The organism is Saccharopolyspora ipomoeae (genome assembly GCF_029952525.1).
In the GTDB taxonomy this organism is placed as follows: domain Bacteria; phylum Actinomycetota; class Actinomycetes; order Mycobacteriales; family Pseudonocardiaceae; genus Saccharopolyspora; species Saccharopolyspora ipomoeae.
Window position 1 is genome coordinate 344,015 of sequence record NZ_JASAOF010000002.1, and the last position, 18,946, is coordinate 362,960.

General features: G+C 70.8%; 20 protein-coding genes. 6 read left to right on the plus strand and 14 right to left on the minus strand.

What is annotated here, in order from left to right:
- Positions 1 to 4: 4 nt before the first annotated feature.
- Positions 5 to 499 carry a DUF3830 family protein gene (locus tag QFW96_RS05130; protein ID WP_281454355.1) on the minus strand — a complete coding sequence of 165 codons (495 nt, stop codon included), beginning with the start codon at positions 497 to 499 and terminating at the stop codon, positions 5 to 7.
- Between the two features lie 216 nt (positions 500 to 715).
- Here QFW96_RS05130 and QFW96_RS05135 point away from each other — a divergent pair, with 216 nt between their 5' ends.
- On the plus strand, positions 716 to 1,684 hold the full coding sequence (locus QFW96_RS05135) for a D-2-hydroxyacid dehydrogenase (protein WP_281454356.1): 969 nt from the start codon (positions 716 to 718) through the stop codon (positions 1,682 to 1,684).
- A gap of 20 nt (positions 1,685 to 1,704) precedes the next feature.
- Positions 1,705 to 3,108: an amidase gene (locus tag QFW96_RS05140; RefSeq protein ID WP_281454357.1), complete on the plus strand. Its 1,404-nt coding sequence runs from the start codon at positions 1,705 to 1,707 to the stop codon at positions 3,106 to 3,108.
- 143 nt (positions 3,109 to 3,251) lie between these two features.
- On the opposite strand, the gene QFW96_RS05145 is transcribed toward QFW96_RS05140, so the two are convergent.
- Positions 3,252 to 4,682, minus strand: a complete 1,431-nt coding sequence (locus tag QFW96_RS05145; RefSeq protein WP_281454358.1) for an aldehyde dehydrogenase family protein — start codon at positions 4,680 to 4,682, stop codon at positions 3,252 to 3,254.
- Positions 4,683 to 4,752: 70 nt separating this feature from the next.
- Positions 4,753 to 6,036: an MFS transporter gene (locus tag QFW96_RS05150; RefSeq protein ID WP_281454359.1), complete on the minus strand. Its 1,284-nt coding sequence runs from the start codon at positions 6,034 to 6,036 to the stop codon at positions 4,753 to 4,755.
- 72 nt (positions 6,037 to 6,108) lie between these two features.
- Here QFW96_RS05150 and QFW96_RS05155 point away from each other — a divergent pair, with 72 nt between their 5' ends.
- Together QFW96_RS05155 and QFW96_RS05160 are read left to right on the plus strand one after the other, a co-directional pair.
- On the plus strand, positions 6,109 to 6,786 hold the full coding sequence (locus QFW96_RS05155; protein WP_281454360.1) for a GntR family transcriptional regulator: 678 nt from the start codon (positions 6,109 to 6,111) through the stop codon (positions 6,784 to 6,786).
- A 140-nt stretch (positions 6,787 to 6,926) separates the two neighbouring features.
- On the plus strand, positions 6,927 to 7,328 hold the full coding sequence (locus QFW96_RS05160) for a PAS domain S-box protein (protein WP_281454361.1): 402 nt from the start codon (positions 6,927 to 6,929) through the stop codon (positions 7,326 to 7,328).
- A 45-nt stretch (positions 7,329 to 7,373) separates the two neighbouring features.
- On the opposite strand, the gene QFW96_RS05165 is transcribed toward QFW96_RS05160, so the two are convergent.
- The 3 genes from QFW96_RS05165 to QFW96_RS05175 form a co-directional block, all read right to left on the minus strand.
- Complete coding sequence (locus tag QFW96_RS05165; RefSeq protein ID WP_281454362.1) at positions 7,374 to 8,504, minus strand: SPFH domain-containing protein; 1,131 nt, start codon at positions 8,502 to 8,504, stop codon at positions 7,374 to 7,376.
- Positions 8,505 to 8,524: 20 nt separating this feature from the next.
- The gene (locus tag QFW96_RS05170) at positions 8,525 to 8,953 is read right to left on the minus strand and encodes an NfeD family protein (protein WP_281454363.1); all 429 of its coding nucleotides are present in this window, start codon (positions 8,951 to 8,953) and stop codon (positions 8,525 to 8,527) included.
- Positions 8,954 to 9,025: 72 nt separating this feature from the next.
- Entirely contained in the window at positions 9,026 to 9,832 is an 807-nt protein-coding gene (locus QFW96_RS05175; RefSeq protein WP_281454364.1) for a DUF3097 domain-containing protein, read from the minus strand.
- A 130-nt stretch (positions 9,833 to 9,962) separates the two neighbouring features.
- Here QFW96_RS05175 and QFW96_RS05180 point away from each other — a divergent pair, with 130 nt between their 5' ends.
- Positions 9,963 to 10,757, plus strand: coding sequence for a hypothetical protein (locus tag QFW96_RS05180; protein WP_281454365.1), 795 nt, complete (start codon positions 9,963 to 9,965; stop codon positions 10,755 to 10,757).
- 59 nt (positions 10,758 to 10,816) lie between these two features.
- On the opposite strand, the gene QFW96_RS05185 is transcribed toward QFW96_RS05180, so the two are convergent.
- The 3 genes from QFW96_RS05185 to fabG form a co-directional block, all read right to left on the minus strand.
- A complete protein-coding gene (locus QFW96_RS05185; protein ID WP_281454366.1) occupies positions 10,817 to 11,836 on the minus strand; it encodes a ferrochelatase in 1,020 nt (339 codons plus the stop codon).
- Between the two features lie 126 nt (positions 11,837 to 11,962).
- A complete protein-coding gene (gene fabI, locus QFW96_RS05190; protein WP_281454367.1) occupies positions 11,963 to 12,730 on the minus strand; it encodes an enoyl-ACP reductase FabI in 768 nt (255 codons plus the stop codon).
- Positions 12,731 to 12,821: 91 nt separating this feature from the next.
- Positions 12,822 to 13,526 carry a 3-oxoacyl-ACP reductase FabG gene (gene fabG, locus QFW96_RS05195; RefSeq protein ID WP_281454368.1) on the minus strand — a complete coding sequence of 235 codons (705 nt, stop codon included), beginning with the start codon at positions 13,524 to 13,526 and terminating at the stop codon, positions 12,822 to 12,824.
- Positions 13,527 to 13,820: 294 nt separating this feature from the next.
- On the opposite strand from fabG, the gene trxA reads away from it, so the two are divergent.
- On the plus strand, positions 13,821 to 14,177 hold the full coding sequence (gene trxA, locus QFW96_RS05200; RefSeq protein WP_281454369.1) for a thioredoxin: 357 nt from the start codon (positions 13,821 to 13,823) through the stop codon (positions 14,175 to 14,177).
- Positions 14,178 to 14,223: 46 nt separating this feature from the next.
- On the opposite strand, the gene QFW96_RS05205 is transcribed toward trxA, so the two are convergent.
- From QFW96_RS05205 to QFW96_RS05225, 5 genes are all read right to left on the minus strand, one after another.
- The gene (locus QFW96_RS05205; RefSeq protein WP_281454370.1) at positions 14,224 to 14,946 is read right to left on the minus strand and encodes an MgtC/SapB family protein; all 723 of its coding nucleotides are present in this window, start codon (positions 14,944 to 14,946) and stop codon (positions 14,224 to 14,226) included.
- 183 nt (positions 14,947 to 15,129) lie between these two features.
- On the minus strand, positions 15,130 to 15,720 hold the full coding sequence (locus tag QFW96_RS05210) for a class I SAM-dependent methyltransferase (RefSeq protein ID WP_281454371.1): 591 nt from the start codon (positions 15,718 to 15,720) through the stop codon (positions 15,130 to 15,132).
- Between the two features lie 23 nt (positions 15,721 to 15,743).
- A complete protein-coding gene (locus QFW96_RS05215) occupies positions 15,744 to 16,724 on the minus strand; it encodes a VWA domain-containing protein (protein ID WP_281454650.1) in 981 nt (326 codons plus the stop codon).
- A gap of 2 nt (positions 16,725 to 16,726) precedes the next feature.
- Entirely contained in the window at positions 16,727 to 17,611 is an 885-nt protein-coding gene (locus QFW96_RS05220) for a DUF58 domain-containing protein (protein ID WP_281454651.1), read from the minus strand.
- Between the two features lie 83 nt (positions 17,612 to 17,694).
- Positions 17,695 to 18,822 carry an AAA family ATPase gene (locus tag QFW96_RS05225; protein ID WP_425524715.1) on the minus strand — a complete coding sequence of 376 codons (1,128 nt, stop codon included), beginning with the start codon at positions 18,820 to 18,822 and terminating at the stop codon, positions 17,695 to 17,697.
- Positions 18,823 to 18,946 lie beyond the last annotated feature (124 nt).

Here is an 18,946-nt window from a genome sequence, read left to right on the forward strand (position 1 = left end):
GCCCCTACCGCTCGTACCTGTCGTAGCGCAGCGTCTCGCCGACGCTGCCGGAACGCCACACGTCGTTGCAGGCCTCGGCCATCTCGGCCAGCCCTTCGACGATCGTGGCGTAGACGTTGCCGGGCACCCAGCCCACGTCGCCGTTGAGCAGCAGGTTGTTGCGCCCGTAGAAGATCGCCAGGTCGATCACCCCCGGCAGCCCCTCGATCCCCTTGTCCTGCTTGAACTCCCGGTCCAGCATGCCGCCGGGGAAGGAGAAGTAGACGACATCACCCGGGATGGGGGTGACCGTCGGGTTCTCCTGCCCGGGCTCGTCGACGGCGAAGCGCGGGACCATCGTGTAGACCTCGTTGCGCGCGTACTTGGCGTGGTGCACGGGCCCGACCTGAGGCAGCGCGTTCCACACCGCCTCGCAGGTGCGGGGCGCGTCAGCATCGAGCAGTTCCGCCACGCACGACACGCCGCGCTTCTCCAGCGTGATCGACAGGTACCTGGGCATCGATCCACTCCTCCTGCGGTGATGATCCGGTGGACTCCCCCCGGCGTTCCGGCACCGCCGTCGCCCAGTGGATTGTTGACAATCCTACGAACCGTTCCTAGCGTGTCAATGCCTTCTCCCAAACCCCCTTTCGCATGCCCCGCACCGGGGGAAACACGCGCGCAACCGGCGTGGGAGACGATCACCCACCACCCCTGCGGACCTAAGGTCAACGGCATGATCCACACCCGCCCCACCGTCGTCGTCCTCCACGACGGCGACGCCCCCGCCGAAATGGCCCGCATCGCCGAGCACGCCGAACTGCGCTACGCCACCGGCGACGAGCTGCCCAAGGCCCTGCCCGGCACCGACGCGATGTTCGTGTGGGCCTTCCGCTCCCAGGCCATCGCCGACGCCTGGCCCCACGCCGACCAGCTGCGCTGGATCCACTCCGCCAGCGCCGGAGTCGACCGCCTGCTGTTCCCCGAACTCCGCGACTCCGACATCGCCCTGACCAACTCCCGCGGCGTGTTCGACCAACCCATCGCCGAATACGTCCTGGGCACCGCGCTGACCTTCACCAAGGACATGCACACCACCCTGCGCCTGCAGGACCGCAAGCAGTGGCAGCACCGCGTCACCGACCGCCTCGCCGGCAAAACCGCACTCGTCATCGGCACCGGCCCCATCGGCCGCGCCATCGCCCGCCAGCTCACCGCCACCGGAGTCCACGTCGCCGGCGCCGGACGCACCGCCCGCACCGGCGACCCCGACTTCGGCGACATCCACCCCTCCGACGAACTCGCCCGCGTCGCAGGCGAATTCGACTTCCTCATCTGCGCCGCACCCCTCACACCCCAAACCCACGGGCTCATCAACACCGACGTGCTCGCCGCCATGCGCCCCACCGCCCGGCTGATCAACGTCGGCCGAGGCGAGCACGTCGACCAACCCGCCCTGGTCACCGCCCTGCAACGCGGCCAGATCGCCGGAGCCGCCCTCGACGTCTTCGACACCGAACCACTGCCCACCGACTCACCCCTGTGGGACATGCCCAACGTGCTCATCTCCCCGCACATGTCCGGCGACACCCTCGGCTGGACCGACGAACTCGTCGACCTCTTCCTGCACAACCTCCGCGCCTTCACCCACGGCACCGACCTGCGCAACGTCGTCGACAAGCACCGCGGCTACGTCACCACCTGACACCACCCACCGGAGACGCCATGGCCCACACCCAGCCCACCGAGCTGCCCGCCACCGAACTGCTGGCCGCCTACGCCGCCGGAACCCTCTCCCCCGTCGAAGCCTGCGAAGCCGTCCTGCAGCGCATCGACGACCACGACCACGCCATCAACGCCTACTGCCACCTCGACCCCGAAGCCACCCTGCAAGCCGCCCGCGAATCCGAGAAGCGCTGGCACCAAGGCCAACCCGCCGGACGCCTCGACGGCGTCCCCACCTCCGTCAAGGACCTCTTCCTCACCGAAGGCCACCCCACCCTGCGCGGCTCCCGCACCATCGACCCCGCAGGCCCCTGGACCGAAGACGCCCCCGCCGTGGCACACCTGCGCGCCCACAACGCCGTCATCGTCGGCAAGACCACCACCCCCGAACTCGCCTGGAAAGCCGTCACCGACAGCCCCCGCCACGGCATCACCCGCAACCCCCACAACACCACCCGCACCGCAGGAGGCTCCTCCGGCGGCGCCGCCGCAGCCGTGGCCACCGGCATGGCACCCCTGGCCCTCGGCACCGACGGCGGCGGATCCGTCCGCATCCCCGCCGCCTTCTGCGGCATCACCACCCTCAAACCCACCTACGGACGCATCCCCCTCTACCCGGCCAGCCCCTTCGGCACCCTCTCCCACGCCGGACCCATGACCACCACCGTCACCGACACCGCCCTCATGCTCGACGTCCTCGCCCACCCCGACCCCCGCGACTGGTCCGCCCTGCCCGCACCCACCGACTCCTTCCTCGACCACCTCGGCGGCTCACTCACCGGCATGCGCATCGCCGTCAGCCTCGACCTCGGCTTCGACACCCCCGTCGACCCCCAGATCGCCCACGCCATCACCCGCGCCGCCACCGCCTTCGAAGAACTCGGCGCCCACGTCGAAGCCGCCGACCCCGGCATCACCGACCCCCGCGAGGACTTCCACGTCCTGTGGTTCGCCGGAGCCGCCAAAGCCACCGAACACCTCACCGACGACCAACGCGCCCTCCTGGACCCCGGCCTCGCCGACATCTGCCGCCAAGGCCTCACCTACAGCGCCCAGGACTACCTCGAAGCCACCAACACCCGCATGCTCCTCGGCCAGCGCACAGCCGCCTTCCACCAGACCTACGACCTCCTGCTCACCCCCACCGTCCCCATCCCCGCCTTCGACGCCGGCCGCGAATCCCCCACCGACGGAGACCGCTGGACCACCTGGACCCCGTTCACCTACCCGTTCAACATGACCCAGCAACCCGCCGCCAGCATCCCCTGCGGCCGCACCGACGACGGCCTGCCCATCGGCCTGCAGATCATCGGCCCCCGCCACGCCGACGCCACCGTCCTGCGCGCAGCCCACGCCTACGAACACACCCACCCCTGGCCCAGAACCACCACGCCCCGGGGCTAAGGCATTCGCGGGTTCTGAGCGCCTTCGTGGCGAGCACGCCGTGACGCCGTGTCGGCATACATCAGGAGCGGCGCACGGAGTCCACGGAGGCGCTCAGGTTCCGCCACCCGCACCGCCACCCACAAGGACCAACAAACAGGTCCCTACTCCCACGCCGAGAGCACGTGCTTGATGCGCGTGTAGTCCTGCAACCCGTTCACCCCGAAATCCCGCGCCGACGCCGAGTGCTTGAAACCCGAGTGCGGCATCTCCGCCACCAGCACGTCATGGGTGTTGATCCACACCGTGCCCGCCTGCAACCGACGCGACATCCGCATCGCCCGACCGTGATCCCGCGTCCACACGCTCGCCGTCAACCCGTACCGCACCCCGTTGGCCAACGACACCGCCTCGTCCTCACCCGAGAACGACTGCACCGTCACCACCGGCCCCAACACCTCGTGCTGCACCAACTCATCACCCTGATCGACCCCGTCGACCACCGTGGCCTCCAAGAAGAAACCCCGCTCACCCCGACGCCGCCCACCGGCCACCACCCGAGCCCCCTCCGGCAACCGCGCCAACCGGTCCAACACCCACTCCAGCTGACCCGCGCTGTTGAGCGGACCGAACGCCGCATCCACGTCCTGCGGCGGACCCGGCCGCCACCGACCCGCGCGCTCCACCAACCGCCCCAACAACTCCTCCCGCACACCCTCCTCCACCAACACCCGGCTCGCCGCCGTGCAACTCTGCCCCGCGTTGCCGAACGCCGCCGCCGCGATCCCCTCAGCCGCACGCCCCACATCCGCATCGGCGAACACCACCGCAGGCGCCTTCCCACCCAACTGCAGATGCGCCCGCTTCAAATCCACCGCCGCAGAACCCGCCACCTCCATCCCCGACCGCACCGTCCCGGTGATCGAGAACATCCCCGGCACCTCGTGCGCCACCAACGCCCGACCGCTGTCCCGATCCCCGCACACCACGTTGAGCACCCCCGGCGGCAAGAACTCACCCGCCCACTCACCCACCAGCACCGCGCTCACCGGCGTCGTCTCCGCCGGCTTGAGCACCACCGCGTTGCCCGCCGCCACCGCAGGCCCGATCTTCGCCGCCGCCTGCACCAGCGGATGCGTCCACGACGTCACCGCCGCGCACACCCCGATCGGCTCCCGCCGCGTGAACGACGTGCACCCCGCCACGAACTCACCACCCGCCGTGCCCGGCTCCGCCCGCGCCGCACCCGCGTAGAACCGCAGCAGATCCACCGCCCACGGCAACTCCCGGCCGCGCACCACCTCGAACGGCTTGCCCGTCACCCGGCACTCGGCCAGCACCAGCTCCTCGGCCCGCGCTTCCACCGCACCCGCCAACCCCAGCAACGCCTCCTGACGCTGCCGCGGCGTCGACTGCGACCACGACTCGAACGCCGCCGCGGCCACCGGCATCACCGCATCCACATCCGCCCACCGCGTTAGCGGAGCCGACCCGCACACCTCACCGGTGCTCGGATCCACCAGCTCCAGCTCCTCCCCACCGACCGCGGGAACCGACTCACCGCCGACCAGGTTGCACAACCGCCAGCCCGACACGCCCTCACCACCTCGCAAGCCGGGGCCGGCCTGATGCGCCGGCCACCGACCCGAGGCTAACGCCGCGCGCTCACCGACGAGAGCGGTCGCGCAACCACCACTGCGCACCGGTCCCGATCACCAGCAGCACCAGCACCGGCGTGAACGCCCACCGGTACCCCACCGCCGGATCCAGACCCGACACGAGCTCCAACACCCCACCGACCAGCAGCTGGATCAGCACCGCAGCGCTGAAACCACCCATGTTCACCACACCCGTGGCAGTACCGGAGCGGTGCTCGGCGTTGGCCATCCGCGCCCCGTCGAAGGCCAGCATCGCCGCACCCCCGGCCACACCGATCGCCAGCAGCGCCACCACCAGCACCGGCAGCGGCACCGCGCCCGGCCAGCCGACCATGACCGACCACACCACCACGACCATCACCGACAGCCCCAGCGTGTAGCGCTCACGACGACGCGGACGGCCCGAGACGTACTGCCCGGCCAACCACGACCCCGCGATGAACCCCAGCACGCTCAGCAGCAGCAACGACCCGACCTCGGACTGACCGCGCCCCTGCGCCTCACCCAGCCACGGCCCGCCCCACAGCGTGGTGATCGCGACGAACTGCGCCATGAGCACGAAGTGCGTCCAGAACGAGTGCCCGGTCCCGCGCTGAGCGATCACCGCCCGCAGGCTGTGGACGATCCGCTCACCCACCGGCTCGGCCTCCTCCTGGGCAGGAGCCGGGGCGGAGGTGTCGCGGTCGCGGATGATCAGCGCCGCGGCCAGGCCCAGAGCGGCGGTCAGCGCCGCCGCGCCCAGGAACGTGGGAACCCAGCCCAGCGAGTGCAGCGACAGGCTCAGCGGCAACGTCGAGACGACCTGCCCGAGCCCGCCCGCGAGCCCGGTCAACGCCGCGACCTTGCCGTAGCGCTGCGGCGGGAACCAGTGCGCGGCCAGTCGCAGCACGTTGGTGAACATGAACGCGTCACCGAAGCCGATGAGCATCCGCCCGGCGATGCCGCCGACGATCGACCCGCTCAGCGCGAACACAGCCGAGCCCACCGCCAGGGCGACCATGCCGCCGGTGATGACCTTGCGGGGTCCGAGCCGGTCGGCCAGCAGCCCGGCCGGGATCTGCAGCACCAGGTACACGCCCAGCTGCAGGGCGGAGAAGATCGCGAGCACGCCCGGTCCGGCGTCGAAGCGCTGCACGGCCTCCGGTGCGGCCACGCCCAGCCCGGCGCGGTGGAACAGCGCTGCGCAGTAGCACAGCGCCCCCACGCCCCAGACCAGCCAGGCCGTCCTGGACGACCCGCCCGGCCCGGCGCTCGCCCGGTGCGGCGGCGCGGCTTCGACTGTCGTGGACACGTGCTACCCCTCCCGAAGAAAAAAGACTTGTATCCATCATAGATACAAGAGGGGTGGAAGTAGGATGCTCACGTGTCGAGCGCAACAGCATCCGAAACGCCGGCAGCCGACCGCGCGTACCAGCACGTCAAGTCAGGACTCCTCGACGGCAGCTTCCCCGACGGCGAGCTGCTCAGCGAGGGAGAAGTGGCCAACGCCCTGCAGATGTCGCGCACACCCGTCCGCGAGGCGTTCCTGCGCCTGCAATCGGAGGGCTTCCTCAAGCTCTACCCCAAGCGCGGCGCCCTGGTCGTGCCCGTCGGCGCCGGCGAGGCCCGCGCCGTGATCGAGGCCCGCCTGGCGCTGGAGAGCTTCGCCATCGACAAGCTCGCCATCGAAGGAGCCGAGGCGATGGCCGCCATCGGCCGCGAACTGGCCGACCACCCCGCCTGCGACGGCACCGACCTCAGCGACGCCGAGATGCACGTCGCCGACCGGGCCTTCCACGCCACGCTCGTCAGCGCCGCGGGCAACCCGGTCGTCACCGACCTCTACAACACCCTGCGCGACAAGCAGATGCGCATCACATCCACCGCGCGCACCCACTCGGCGCGCGAGCGCATCACCCACCAGCACGGCGCCCTGGCCGACACCCTCGCCGCGGGCGAGGCGGAGCAGGCCAAGACCCTGCTGCGCGAGCACCTGCTGGGCACCGTCCGCGCCCTCGGCATCGCCGGCGGCCCCTACCTCGACCCCTCCACCGAGGTCTGAAGCCGGGTTCTTCCAGGGACGTGCGTGTTGAGCTGCCATGCGGAGCATTGATTTCGGCGACCACTGAAATCACGAAGGCAATCAACTCACGAGTGCGTTCTCGAAAGGCGCTCGGATTGGACCGGCCGCATCATCAGCCCATGAACGAACACGCGACGGCCGCCGTCATCGTCGCCGACCGCAGCGGCACGATCGTCCACCTCAACGACATCGCCGAAGACCTCTTCGGCCACCCGCGCACCGAAGCCCTCGGCGCCAGCCTCGACCTGATCGTGCCCGGCGACTACCGGCAGGCCCACTGGGCAGGCTTCCACCGGGCGATGGACACCGGCGAGTCAGGGCTGGAAGGCACGGCCGTCCACCTGCCCGTGGTCTGCCACGACGGCCAGATCCGGGTCTTCCCCGGCATGTTCAGCGTCCTGCGCGACCCCCACGGCCTCGCCCTGGGCGCGGCGGCCACCTACACCACCGCCCGCACCGGCGCCCAGCCCTTCACCCCGCTGGACGTCCCCGCCCAACAAGAGCGTCCCGGCACCGGATGACCGGCACCGGGACGCACCCCTGAACAGAACGACGCCGAACAGCCCCTAGCCCTGCTCGGGGGGCTGGGAGACGTTGGCCGGCGGAACCTCCTTGCGGGCCACCGCCTCCGCGGCGCGCACCGCCTCGGCCACCTCCGGGTTGGTGGAGGTGTCGAACCAGGACTGCACCGAGTCCTCCACGTCCTCGGCGGGCGGGGCGTCGGTGCTCTCCTGCGGCGGCTCGTAGCGGAACACCCCGTCCTCGCCCTGAGCACCGAGCATCCGCGCGAAACCCTCCAGCGACTTGCCGAAATCGCTGGGCACCATCCACACCTTGTTCGCGTCGCCCTGAGCCATCTCCGGCAGCGTCTGCAGGTACTGGTAGGCCAGCAGCTCCGGGGTCGGCTTGGACCGCTTGACCGCCGCGAAGACCTTCTCGATCGCCTTGGCCTGACCCTGCGACTTCAGGTACTGGCTGGCCCGCTCACCCTGCGCCCGCAGGATGCTCGACTGCCGGTCGGCCTCGGCCGCCAGGATCGCGGCCTGCTTCTCACCCTCGGCCGCCAGGATCGCCGACTGCTTCTGCCCCTCGGCGGTCTTGATCGCCGACTCCCGGGTGCCCTCGGCGTTGAGGATCATCGCGCGCTTCTCCCGGTCGGCGCGCATCTGCTTCTCCATCGAGTCCTTGATCGACGGCGGCGGATCGATCGCCTTGAGCTCCACCCGCGCCACCCGGATGCCCCACCGGCCGGTCTCGGTGTCGAGCACCCCGCGCAACTGCGTGTTGATCGCGTCCCGCGAGGTCAGCGTCTCCTCCAGGCTCATCGCACCGACCACGTTGCGCAGCGTCGTGGTGGTCAGCTGCTCGACGGCCACGATGTAGTTGGAGATCTCGTAGACCGCCGCCCGCGCATCGGTGACCTGGAAGTAGACCACCGTGTCGATCGAGACGGTCAGGTTGTCCTGGGTGATCACCGGCTGCGGCGGGAACGACACGACCTGCTCGCGCAGATCGATGCGCGCCCGCACCCGGTCGAAGAACGGCACCAGCATGTTCAGCCCCGGCTGCGCCACCGTCCGGAACCGGCCCAGCCGCTCGATCACCGCCGACTGCGCCTGCGGCACCACCATCACCGCTTTGACCACCACGATGAGCACCAGCAGCACCACGACCACCAGCACGATCAGTTCGGCCATCCCCACAGAGCCTCATCTCCTCACGGTTCGGCCCACACCACTGCCGTGGCGCCCGCGATCTCCACAACGGTGACCGTGCGGCCGACCTCGATAACCTGGGTCTCGTCCAGAGCCCGCGCCGACCACACCTGGCCGTCGATGCGGACCCGACCCCCGTGCGCGTCCACTGCGGACTCGACCTGGGCGTGCTTCCCGACCAGGGCGTCGGCGTTCGTCTTGAGCTCGGTCTGGTTCATCCGCCGCTTGATCGCCGGACGCGCCAGCAGCACCAACCCCAGCGCGAGCACCGCGAACACCGCCACGTCCACGCCCAACGGCATGCCCAGCGCCGAGCTCCCCGCGGCCCCCAGAGCCGCGGCGCCGAGCATGACCAGCACGAAGTCCCCGGACAGGGCCTCAGCACCGACCAGCAGCACCCCGGCGATCAGCCACAGCAGCGCAGGAGTCATGGCTCCATCGTGGCACGAGCGTGCCAGGTCGCACCGGCTTTTCGCGGTGCGTGATCAAGGCGTGATCCGGTCTCACCCGTCAGCGGTCACGAAATCGATCAGCTGTTCCACCGCCGTCAGCAGCGGCGTCTCCACGTCCCGGAACCCGCTCGCCCCGGCCAGCACGCGCCGCCACCCCTCAGCCGGCTCACCCCAGCCCAGCCGCGCGCACACTCCGGTCTTCCAGTCCTCACCGCGCGGCACAGCAGGCCACTCCCGGATGCCCACCGCCGCGGGCTTGACCGCTTCCCAGATGTCGACGAACGGGTGCCCGGTGATCATCACGTGCTCGTCGGTGATGCCCTCCACCAGACGGGACTCCTTGCTGCCCGCCACCAGGTGGTCCACCAGCACCCCCACCCGGCGCCCAGGCTCCGGCCCGAACTCCGCGAGCAGACCCGGCAAGTCGTCGACGCCGTGCAGCGGCTCGACCACCACGCCCTCCACGCGCAGGTCGTGACCCCAGATCCGCTCGACCAGCTCCGCGTCGTGAATCCCCTCGACCCAGATCCGGCTGCCGCGCGCCGTGCGGGCCCGCAGGCCCTCCACCTTCACCGACCCCGACGCCGAGCGCTTCGCCGCCGCCGGAGCGCTCGCGGCCACCGGCACCAGCGTCGCCGGCTTGCCCTCGAACAGGAACGCCGCCGGGCGCATCGGGAACAACCGCTGCTTGCCGTGCCGGTCCTCCAGCACCACGTTGCCCTTGTCCACCCGCAGCACCGCACCGCAGAACCCGCTGGCCGGATCCTCCACGACCAAACCCGGTTCCGCGGGGATCTCCGGCACCTTCTTGCGCCGCGAACCCGCCAGGACATCCCGTCCGTACTCAAACGACCGCACGAGCGCACACGCTAATCCGATCGTGGCCCATGGCGGTGCAGCCACGCCGCGACAACACCGCCATGGGCGGGGTCACACCGCACCTCCCCCGGGACGCAGCAAGGGTTTTCGATCCGTACCCTCTAGCGACGTGCCATGCCCAAGCGCCACTCTGGTTGTCTGGTCGTCCGCCTGGCTGCACGGCGCGGCCGCCTCGGACGACGTGCTCGATGCCCTGCAGACCTGGGGCGAGGTGCAGGAGTTCCGCGCCGCCGACGACGAACTCGCCGCGCGCCTGGACCTGCCCGGCCCCGACGACACCCCCGCCGGCCCCGCCCTGCTGCTCGCCGCGCTGCGCAGAGCCGGAGCCTCCACCGGCCAGCTGGCGCTGCCGGTGCCCGGCGACGCCCGCGGGCTCGACGGCTCCAGCCCGCTGTCCAAGCTCGCCATGCGCACCGGGGAAGCCGCCGTGCTGCCCGAAGCCGGACTTGGCCTGGTCCCCGAACGCATCGCCGAAGGCGTCCTGCGCTGGACCGTCTTCGCCACCGCCGACCTCGCGCCCGCCGAGCACCTGCCCATCGGCGAAGCCGAGCACGGCATGTCCTCGGCCATGCGCGAAGCCGCCACCGCCCTCATCGACCTCGGCGTCGCCAAGCAGCGGCCCGGCGTCCGCGAGGAGATCGCCCGCACCATCGCCGCCAAACCCGCCCCGGACTGGCCGGAGAGCATCCCCCAGCGCACCCTGCGTATCCTGCAGCGCGCCACCGAGGTCGAGGCCATCCTGTGGGTGGCCACCGAGGACTCCCCCGGCGGCGCCCTGTCGGCCTCGGCCATCCGCGCCCGCACCGACGCGCTGCGCCCGCTGTTCGACTCCGTGCGCGCCGCCCGCCGCGCCTGCGTCGCCGAGATGGTCCGCGTCCTGGCCGAGCAGGCACCCCACTCCTGACCGACGCTGCAAAAAGGGGTGCCTTCCCCTCGGGAAGGCACCCCTTCGACGACCAGCGCTCAGCAGCAGCCAGGAGCGCACAGCGCCCCGTTGACCGTCGACCCCGCGGCCCGAAGCTCCGAGAGCTTGCACACCGGCGCGTCATCGGTGTGCTCGGCGATCAGCTCCACGATCATCTTCGCGAACCGCGGATCGGTGCCCGCCGTGGCTGCCCGCGCGAAGCCCATCCCCCGCTCCCGCGCGGCTTCCTCGGCCTCGTTGTCCAGGTCCCAGATCACCTCCAGGTGATCGGAGACGAACCCGATCGGGCTGACCACCACCGCATCCACGCCCTTGGCGTGCAGGTCCTCGATGTGATCGCAGATGTCGGGTTCCAGCCACGGCACCTGCGGCGGGCCGGAACGCGACTGCCACACCACGTCGTAGCTCTCCACACCCACCCGCTCGGCCACCAGCCGCGCGGCCTCGGCGACCTGCCGCGAATACCACTGCGGCCGCCCGTCAGCGCCCGGCCGGTCGTCCGCCCGCAGCGGCACCGAGTGCGCGGTGAACACCAGCCGCGCCTGCCCGGCCCGCTCCCCCAGCTCCTCGAACGCCGCCCGCACCGCGTCGGCGTTGGCCTCCACGAACAGCGGGTGGTCGAAGAACTGCCGCAGCTTCACCAGCTCCGGCGCCCCCTCGCCCACCGACGCCCGCGCCCGCGCGATGTCCTCGTGGTACTGCTTGCACCCCGAATAACCACCCCACGCCGACGTCGCGAACACCAGCGCCCGCCCGACACCATCACCGGCCATCCGCGCGACGGTGTCCTCCACCATCGGATGCCAGTTGCGGTTGCCGAAGTACACCGGCAGATCCCGGCCCTGGGCGTCCAGTTCGGACCGCAGCGCGGCCATGATGTCCTCGTTCAGCCGGTTGATCGGCGACACCCCGCCGAAGTGCAGGTAATGCTCGGCCACCTCGTCCAAGCGCTCCGGCGGCACACCCCGGCCCCGGGTCACGTTCTCCAGGAACGGCCGCACTTCCTCCGGGCCCTCCGGCCCCCCGAACGACAGGAACAACAACGCGTCGAAGCTCACCGCCCCATCATCGCGCCGCGCGAACACCCCCGCGCAACCGGGGCGCACCCGATGTGAACCACGGAATCCTCACCACGACGAAGGGGCGACGTCCCCTCGGAAACGTCGCCCCCTCGCTCGTCGAGATCAGATCCCCAGCGAGTGCACACCACCGTCGACCATGATCATCGAACCCGTCGTCGCCGGCAGCCAGTCCGACAGCACCGCGCAGATCGACTTCGCCACCGGGGTCGGATCGTTGACGTCCCAGCCCAGCGGAGCCCGGTCACCCCAGCCCGCCTCCAGCTCCGAGAAGCCCGGGATCGACTTGGCCGCCATCGTCCGCACCGGACCCGCCGACACCAGGTTCACCCGCACGCCCTTCGGCCCCAGCTCCCGCGCCAGGTACCGCGAGGTCGACTCCAGCGCCGCCTTCGCCACGCCCATCCAGTCGTAGGCCGGCCACGCCACCCGCGCGTCGAAGTCCATGCCGACGATCGACGAGCCCTCGCTCAGCAGCGGCAACGTCGCCGTGCTCAACGACTTCAACGAGTACGCCGAGATCTCCACCGCCGTGGACACGTCCTCCCACGGCGCCGCCAGGAAATCCCCGCCCAAGCACGACGCGGGCGCGTAGCCGATCGAGTGCAGCACCCCGTCCAGGCCACCGACGTGCTCGCGCACCCGCTCCGGCAGCGTCTCCAGGTGCTCGGCGTTGGTCACGTCCAGCTCCAGCACCGGCGCCGGCTTCGGCAACCGGGTGGCGATGCGCTCCACCAGGCTCAACCGGCCGAACCCGGTCAGCACGACCTCCGCGCCCTGCTCCTGGGCCACCCTGGCCGCGTGGAACGCGATCGAAGCATCCGTGATCACACCGGTGATCAGGATGCGCTTGCCTTCGAGCAATCCGCTCACGAGAGAAGTCCTTCCCAGAAATCACCCGCCGCAGGCGCCCACGCACCCGCGACGGCCGGCACCCGCGACGTGCCGGACATCGATCGAAGTCTCAGTGCCCCATGCCCAGACCGCCGTCGACCGGGATCACCGCACCGGTCACGTACCCGGCGTCGTCGGAAGCCAGCCAGCGCACCGCGCCCGCGACCTCCTCCGGGGCGGCCATCCGCGACAGCGGGATCTGCCCGAGGATCTCCTTCTTGCGCTCCTCCGGCAGCTCATCGGTCATGTCGGTGTCCACATAGCCCGGAGCGACCACGTTCGCGGTGATGTTGCGCGAACCCAGCTCACGGGCGATCGACCGCGCCATGCCCACCAGACCGGCCTTGCTCGCCGCGTAGTTGACCTGGCCCGGACCACCCGAGAGCCCCACCACCGACGAGATGAAGATCATCCGGCCGAACCGGTTGCGCAGCATGCTGCTCGCCGCCCGCTTGGCCACCCGGTACGAACCCGCCAGGTTCGCGTCGATGACCCGCCCGAACTGCTCCTCGCTCATCCGCAGCAGCAGCGTGTCGTCGGTGATGCCCGCGTTGGCCACCAGCACCTCGACCCGCCCGTGCGCGTCCTCCACCTCGTCGAACGCAGCCGCGACCTGGTCCGGATCGGTGACGTCGCACTGCACGCCCAACAGGCCCTCCGGGGCACCCGACCCGCGGTGCGTGACCGCCACCTTGTCCCCGGCGGCCTCGAACGCCCTCGCGATCGCCAGGCCGATGCCCCGGTTACCGCCGGTCACCAGTACGGACCGTGCCACTGTGGATCTCCCATCGAACGCACCAAGATTCGTTTCAGCCGCGACATTATCCGCTCAGCGCACGGCAGCGCTCATCGACTCCTGACACAAAAAGCGCCCCAAACTCGTGGCGCGCCTACACACCGGCGCACCCCGTTCGTGGCAGCGCGCCCCCACGGCAAGTACGGTGGCGCACCACACCCAAGGTGATCACCACGTGCGTGGTGCAAGCGACATCCACCTGCGGGAATGCTCGGTCGAACCACCGCGTTGCCCGAGGACCTGCCCCCAACCGTCTGCGAAGAGGGATCCCACATGGCCACGGTCGAACTGACCAAGGACAACTTCGACGAGGTCGTCGGCGACGACAAGTTCGTCATCATCGACTTCTGGGCCGACTGGTGCGGCCCCTGCAAGCAATTCGCCCCGGTCTTCGAGAAGGGCTCGGAGAACCACGACGACATCGTCTTCGCCAAGGTCGACACCGAGGCCCAGCCCGAGCTCGCGGCCGCCTTCGAAGTCCAGTCGATCCCGACGCTGGCGATCATCCGCGACAAGGTCCTGGTCTTCCAGCAGCCCGGAGCCCTGCCGGAGAACGTCTTCGAGGACCTCGTCGGCCAGGCCCGCGGCCTCGACATGGAGCAGGTCAAGAAGGACGCCGAACAGCAGTGATCCCAGCTCGGGGGCTCGGGCCGAGCGGCCCGAGCCCCCTTTCGCGCTAGAACCCCGTCTCGGCGTCGTCCCCGGCCGCCGCGTGCAACACCCCCGGCAACGAGCTGATCTCCTCCACCAGCGCCGCAACCGGCACCTTCCCCCGCAACCGCAACGCCACCACCGCCGTGCGCTGCTCGTCGTCGGAATCCTCCCGCTCCACCTGCAGGTCCAGCAGCGCCCACCCGCGCGACGTGCACATCGTCAGCACGCTGCGCAGCACCCCGAAACCGTCCAAGTAACCCACCCGCACCACCTGCGGCTCCCGCAACGCCGGACGCCCCGCGCGCAGCAGGTACGGGAACCCGATCGCCACCAGGAAGTGCACCGCGGTCGTCGCCGCCGCCAGCACCACCAGACCACCGCCGCAGGCCATCCCCACCGCGGCCACCAGCCAGACCGACGCCGCCGTCGTCAGCCCCCGCACGGCATCCCGGCGCACGAAGATCAACCCACCGCCGATGAACCCGATCCCGGACACGATCTGCGCCGCCACCCGCGACGGATCCAGCGACACCCGGTCGAACACCAGCAGATCACCGAAGGCGTACTTCGACACCAGCATGAACAACGCCGCGCCCACACCCACCAGGGCGTGCGTGCGCAACCCGGCGCTCTTGGCCCTGACCTCCCGCTCCAGCCCGATCAAGCTGGAGAACAGCAGCGCCGTCCCCAACTCCACGAGCAGCGGTAACTCGTCCAGCCCCGACACCACGGCGTCATCAGCCATCCCAGCAAACTAACACCGCCCCGACCCCGCAGCCGCGGTCCTTCCGCACTTCCCCACGCGGCCAACACGACCCCACCGACGCCCCGGACTCCCCACCCCACCGCAACCGATCACGCCCCGTGACCGCGAAGACCGCGGTTTTCGACCGGTGGAACACCGAGGTTCTCGATTCGAGGGCCAGCGCTACGCCGAGCGGGGTCTGCGGGCCAGGTAGACCACCGCCGGGGGCAGGTTGCGCCAGACCGTGCGGCTGACGACCGTTTCCTCGAACGTCGCGCGCAGGTCCGCGTGCTGACGGCGCGCAGGCGGCGCCCAACGCGTCCAGGTGTAGGCGAACTGCGTGAACGCGCCGTCCGGAGCCATCACCCCGGCCAGCAGCTCCACCAGCGGAATCCCGTCGACCGGGGCGTGCGCCACCCACGGCAGGCCGCTGACCACCACGTCCGCCCGGCCCAGACCCCGCTCGGCCAGCAGCTCCGGAACCCGGCGGGCATCGGCGCACACCGACTCCACGCCCGGGAACCGGCCGCCCAGCTCGGCCGCCCAACCCTCGTTGAGCTCCACCGCCAGGTGCGTGCCCCGGCCGGCCAGCCGCCGCTGGATCACCTCGGTGAACGCACCCGTGCCCGGCCCCAGCTCCACCACCACCGGATCACCGGTCAACGGGATCGGGGCCACCATCTGCTCGGCCAGCGCCCGCGAACTCGGCCCCACGGCCGCGGTCGTGGTCGGCGACTTGACGAACTCCCACAGGAAACGAGCTGCCGTGCTCAAGGCGACGTTGCTCCCGTCGTCGGTTAAGGCAGTCTTCGACCGGCGAACAACGAGATCCCGGCCGCCACGATCGCGCAGAGCGTACCGAGCACCAACCACGGCTTGCTGGCATCTGTGTGCTTGGTCTCGTAGCCGATCTGCTCGCCGAGCGTCTCGTAGACCTCCCGCAGCTGCTCCGCGCTGGCCGCCTTGTGGAACTCACCGCCGGAGAGCCGGGCGATCTCCTGCATCGCCTCGTCGTCGACCTCGACCCACTCCTGCTCGCCCTCGATCTCGATCGAACCGTGCTTGGTCCCGAACGAGATCGTCGAGATCGGCACACCGGCCTTCTTCGCCTCACCGGCCTTCGTGTACGCCCCGCGCGGCGCGTCCATCTCCCGCGGGATCGTCTGCCCGCCGTCGGCCATGAGCACGATCCGCGCCGGAGGAGCCCCCGCCGGACCGCCCACCATCTTCCCGAACGAGTCGATCGCCTGCATCGAGGCGTTGATGCCATCACCGGTGGCCGTGGCCTCGGCCAGCTTCAGCGTGTCGATGGCCTGCTTGACGCTGGAGCGATCAGTCGTCGGCATGACCAGCACCGTCGCCGTGCCCGCGAACGACACCAGCCCCAGGTTGATGCCCGGGGTGAGCTTGTCGGCGAACTCCTTGGCCGCGACCTTCGCCGCCTCCAACCGGTTCGGCTCCACGTCGGTGGCCTTCATCGACAACGACACGTCGATCGTGAGCATCACCGTCGCCCGGTTGCGCGGGATCCGCTGCTCGGCCGTCGGACCCGCCAGCGCCACCGTCAGCACGATCAGCGCCACGCCCAGCAGCGCCGGAGGCACGTGCTTCCACCAGCCCTGCCTGCCCGAAGCAACCCGGTCCAGCACCGCCAGGTTCGAGAACTTCAGCGTGTCGCGCCGAGCCCGGCGCATCGCCCACACGTACCCGGCGACCAGCCCGGCCACCACGAACAGCAGCAGGAACCACCACGGCGCGGTGAACCCGGTCAGACTCAACATCACCCAGCTCCTCCGCCGGACCAGCCTCGCTTGCGCGCCATCACGAACCGCACCACGTCGGCGATCCAGTCGGAATCGGTCCGCAGCACCAGGTGCGCGCACCCGGCCCTGCGCAGAACTCCCGCCACGTCGTCGCGGTGCGCGGCCGCCGCAGCGGCGAACTCCTTGCGCAGCACCGGACTCGTGTGCACCTCACGTCGTTTGCCCGTCTCCGGATCCGACAGCAGCACCGTGCCCACGTCCGGCAGCTCCACGTCGCGCGGATCGAGCACCTCGATCGCCAACAGCGAATGCCGGGCGCCCAAACCGCGCAACGCCCGCTGCCAGTCGGTCGGACCCAGGAAATCGGAGACCACCACCGCCAGCCCTCGCCGCCGCGGCGGACGGCGCAGCGACTCCAGCAGCGACGCCAGGTTCCCCCGCGTGCCCTCCGGGGCGCGCGGGGTCTCGGCGACCTTCTTCAGCAGCGCCCGGGCATGACCCGACCCGCCGCGCGCCGGCAACCGGTGCTGACCGGTGCCGTTGTCGACGACAGCACCGATCCGGTTGCCGCCACCGCTGGTCAGGAACATCACCGCGGCCAGCGCCGCCACCGCCAGCTCCCGCTTGTCGCACGCGGCGGTGCCGAAGTCCAGGCTCGGCGACAGGTCCATCGCCACCCACGTCTCCAGCTCGCGGTCGGCAACGGTCTGCCGGATGTGCGGTTCGGCCATGCGCGCGGTGACCGCCCAGTCCATCCGCCGCACGTCGTCGCCCGGCTGGTAGCTGCGGGCCTCCCCCGGCTCGCTGCCCGGTCCGGGCACCAGGCCCAGGTGGTTGCCCTGCAACAGCCCGTCGAGCCTGCCGCGCACGGTCAGCTCCAGCGCGCGCAGCGCGACCTCCATGCGCCCGGTCTCCAGGGCCGGTGGCGCCCAGGCCGGGCGGTCACCGCCGTCGTGCTCGGGTGCCGCCACGTCAGCCCCTCCCCTCACTGGTGCGGAGGCATCGGCGGCTGACCGTAGCCGGGCTGCCCGGCCGGACCGACCGGCGCCGGCTGCTGCGGTCCGCCCTGCGGACGGGCGGAGACCTGCGGAAGCGGCACGGTCTGCAGCACCCGGCCGACGATGTGCTCCACCGGGATCCCGTCGGCCAGCGCGTCGTAGGACAGCACCAGGCGGTGCCGCAGAACGTCGGGCACCACGTCCACCACGTCCTGCGGCAGCACGTAGTCGCGACCGCGCACCAGCGCCAGGGCGCGGGCGGCGGCGATGATGCCGAGGCTCGCCCGCGGGGAGGCGCCGTAGGAGACCCACCCGGCGATGTCGGAGAGGCCGTGTTCGTTGGGCATGCGGGTGGCGACCACCAGCCGCACCACGTAGTCGACCAGCGCGTGGTGCACGAACACGCCGGCGGCGACGTTCTGCAGCCGGATCAGCTCCTCGGGGTCGAGGACCCCGTTGGGCTCGGGCGGGATGACGCCCATCCGGTAGATGATCTCGCGCTCCTCCTCCGCGGTCGGGTACTCGACCGGGAGCTTGAACAGGAAGCGGTCGCGCTGCGCCTCGGGGAGCGGGTAGACGCCCTCGTTCTCGATGGGGTTCTGGGTGGCCAGCACGAGGAACGGCGCGGGCATCGGGAAGCTCTCGCCGCCGATGGACACGTGCCGCTCGGCCATGACCTCCAACAGCGCCGACTGCACCTTGGCGGGCGCGCGGTTGATCTCGTCGGCGAGCACGAAGTTCGCGAGCACCGGGCCGAGCTCGACGTCGAAGCGCTCGCTGCCCTGCCGGTAGATGCGGGTGCCGAGGATGTCGGCGGGCACCAGGTCGGGCGTGAACTGCAGGCGGGAGAAGGAGCCGCCGACGACGCGGGCGAAGGTCTCCACCGCGAGGGTCTTGGCCACGCCGGGCACGCCTTCGAGCAGGATGTGGCCCTTGGCCAGCAAACCGGTCAGCATCCGCTCGACCAGGCGGTCCTGGCCGACGATGACCCGCTTGACCTCGAAGACGGTGCGTTCGAGCAGCTGCGCGTCGCGCGCCGGGGTGCTCGACGTCCCCGCCTGACCTGCTGGACGCGCCGCAGCGGCTCCGCTCTCACCGTTGCCGGCCTCGGTCACTCTCAGCCTCCTCGTCGATGCGGCCTCGTCGGGCCGATCAAGATCCTGGCACGCCCCCCGCGCACGGCGCACGAGGGGGCGCATCGAACCCCCACCCAACCTCATGGCCGGTATGACGGCTGTG

What these genes read in the sequence shown, in the direction of transcription:
- QFW96_RS05130 (WP_281454355.1), bottom strand. Translation starts at nt 499, where the DNA reads ATGCCCAGGTACCTGTCGATCACGCTGGAGAAGCGCGGCGTGTCGTGC.
- QFW96_RS05135 (WP_281454356.1), top strand. Translation starts at nt 716, where the DNA reads ATGATCCACACCCGCCCCACCGTCGTCGTCCTCCACGACGGCGACGCC.
- QFW96_RS05140 (WP_281454357.1), top strand. Translation starts at nt 1,705, where the DNA reads ATGGCCCACACCCAGCCCACCGAGCTGCCCGCCACCGAACTGCTGGCC.
- QFW96_RS05160 (WP_281454361.1), top strand. Translation starts at nt 6,927, where the DNA reads ATGAACGAACACGCGACGGCCGCCGTCATCGTCGCCGACCGCAGCGGC.
- QFW96_RS05165 (WP_281454362.1), bottom strand. Translation starts at nt 8,504, where the DNA reads ATGGCCGAACTGATCGTGCTGGTGGTCGTGGTGCTGCTGGTGCTCATC.
- QFW96_RS05170 (WP_281454363.1), bottom strand. Translation starts at nt 8,953, where the DNA reads ATGACTCCTGCGCTGCTGTGGCTGATCGCCGGGGTGCTGCTGGTCGGT.
- trxA (WP_281454369.1), top strand. Translation starts at nt 13,821, where the DNA reads ATGGCCACGGTCGAACTGACCAAGGACAACTTCGACGAGGTCGTCGGC.
- QFW96_RS05205 (WP_281454370.1), bottom strand. Translation starts at nt 14,946, where the DNA reads ATGGCTGATGACGCCGTGGTGTCGGGGCTGGACGAGTTACCGCTGCTC.
- QFW96_RS05220 (WP_281454651.1), bottom strand. Translation starts at nt 17,611, where the DNA reads ATGGAGGTCGCGCTGCGCGCGCTGGAGCTGACCGTGCGCGGCAGGCTC.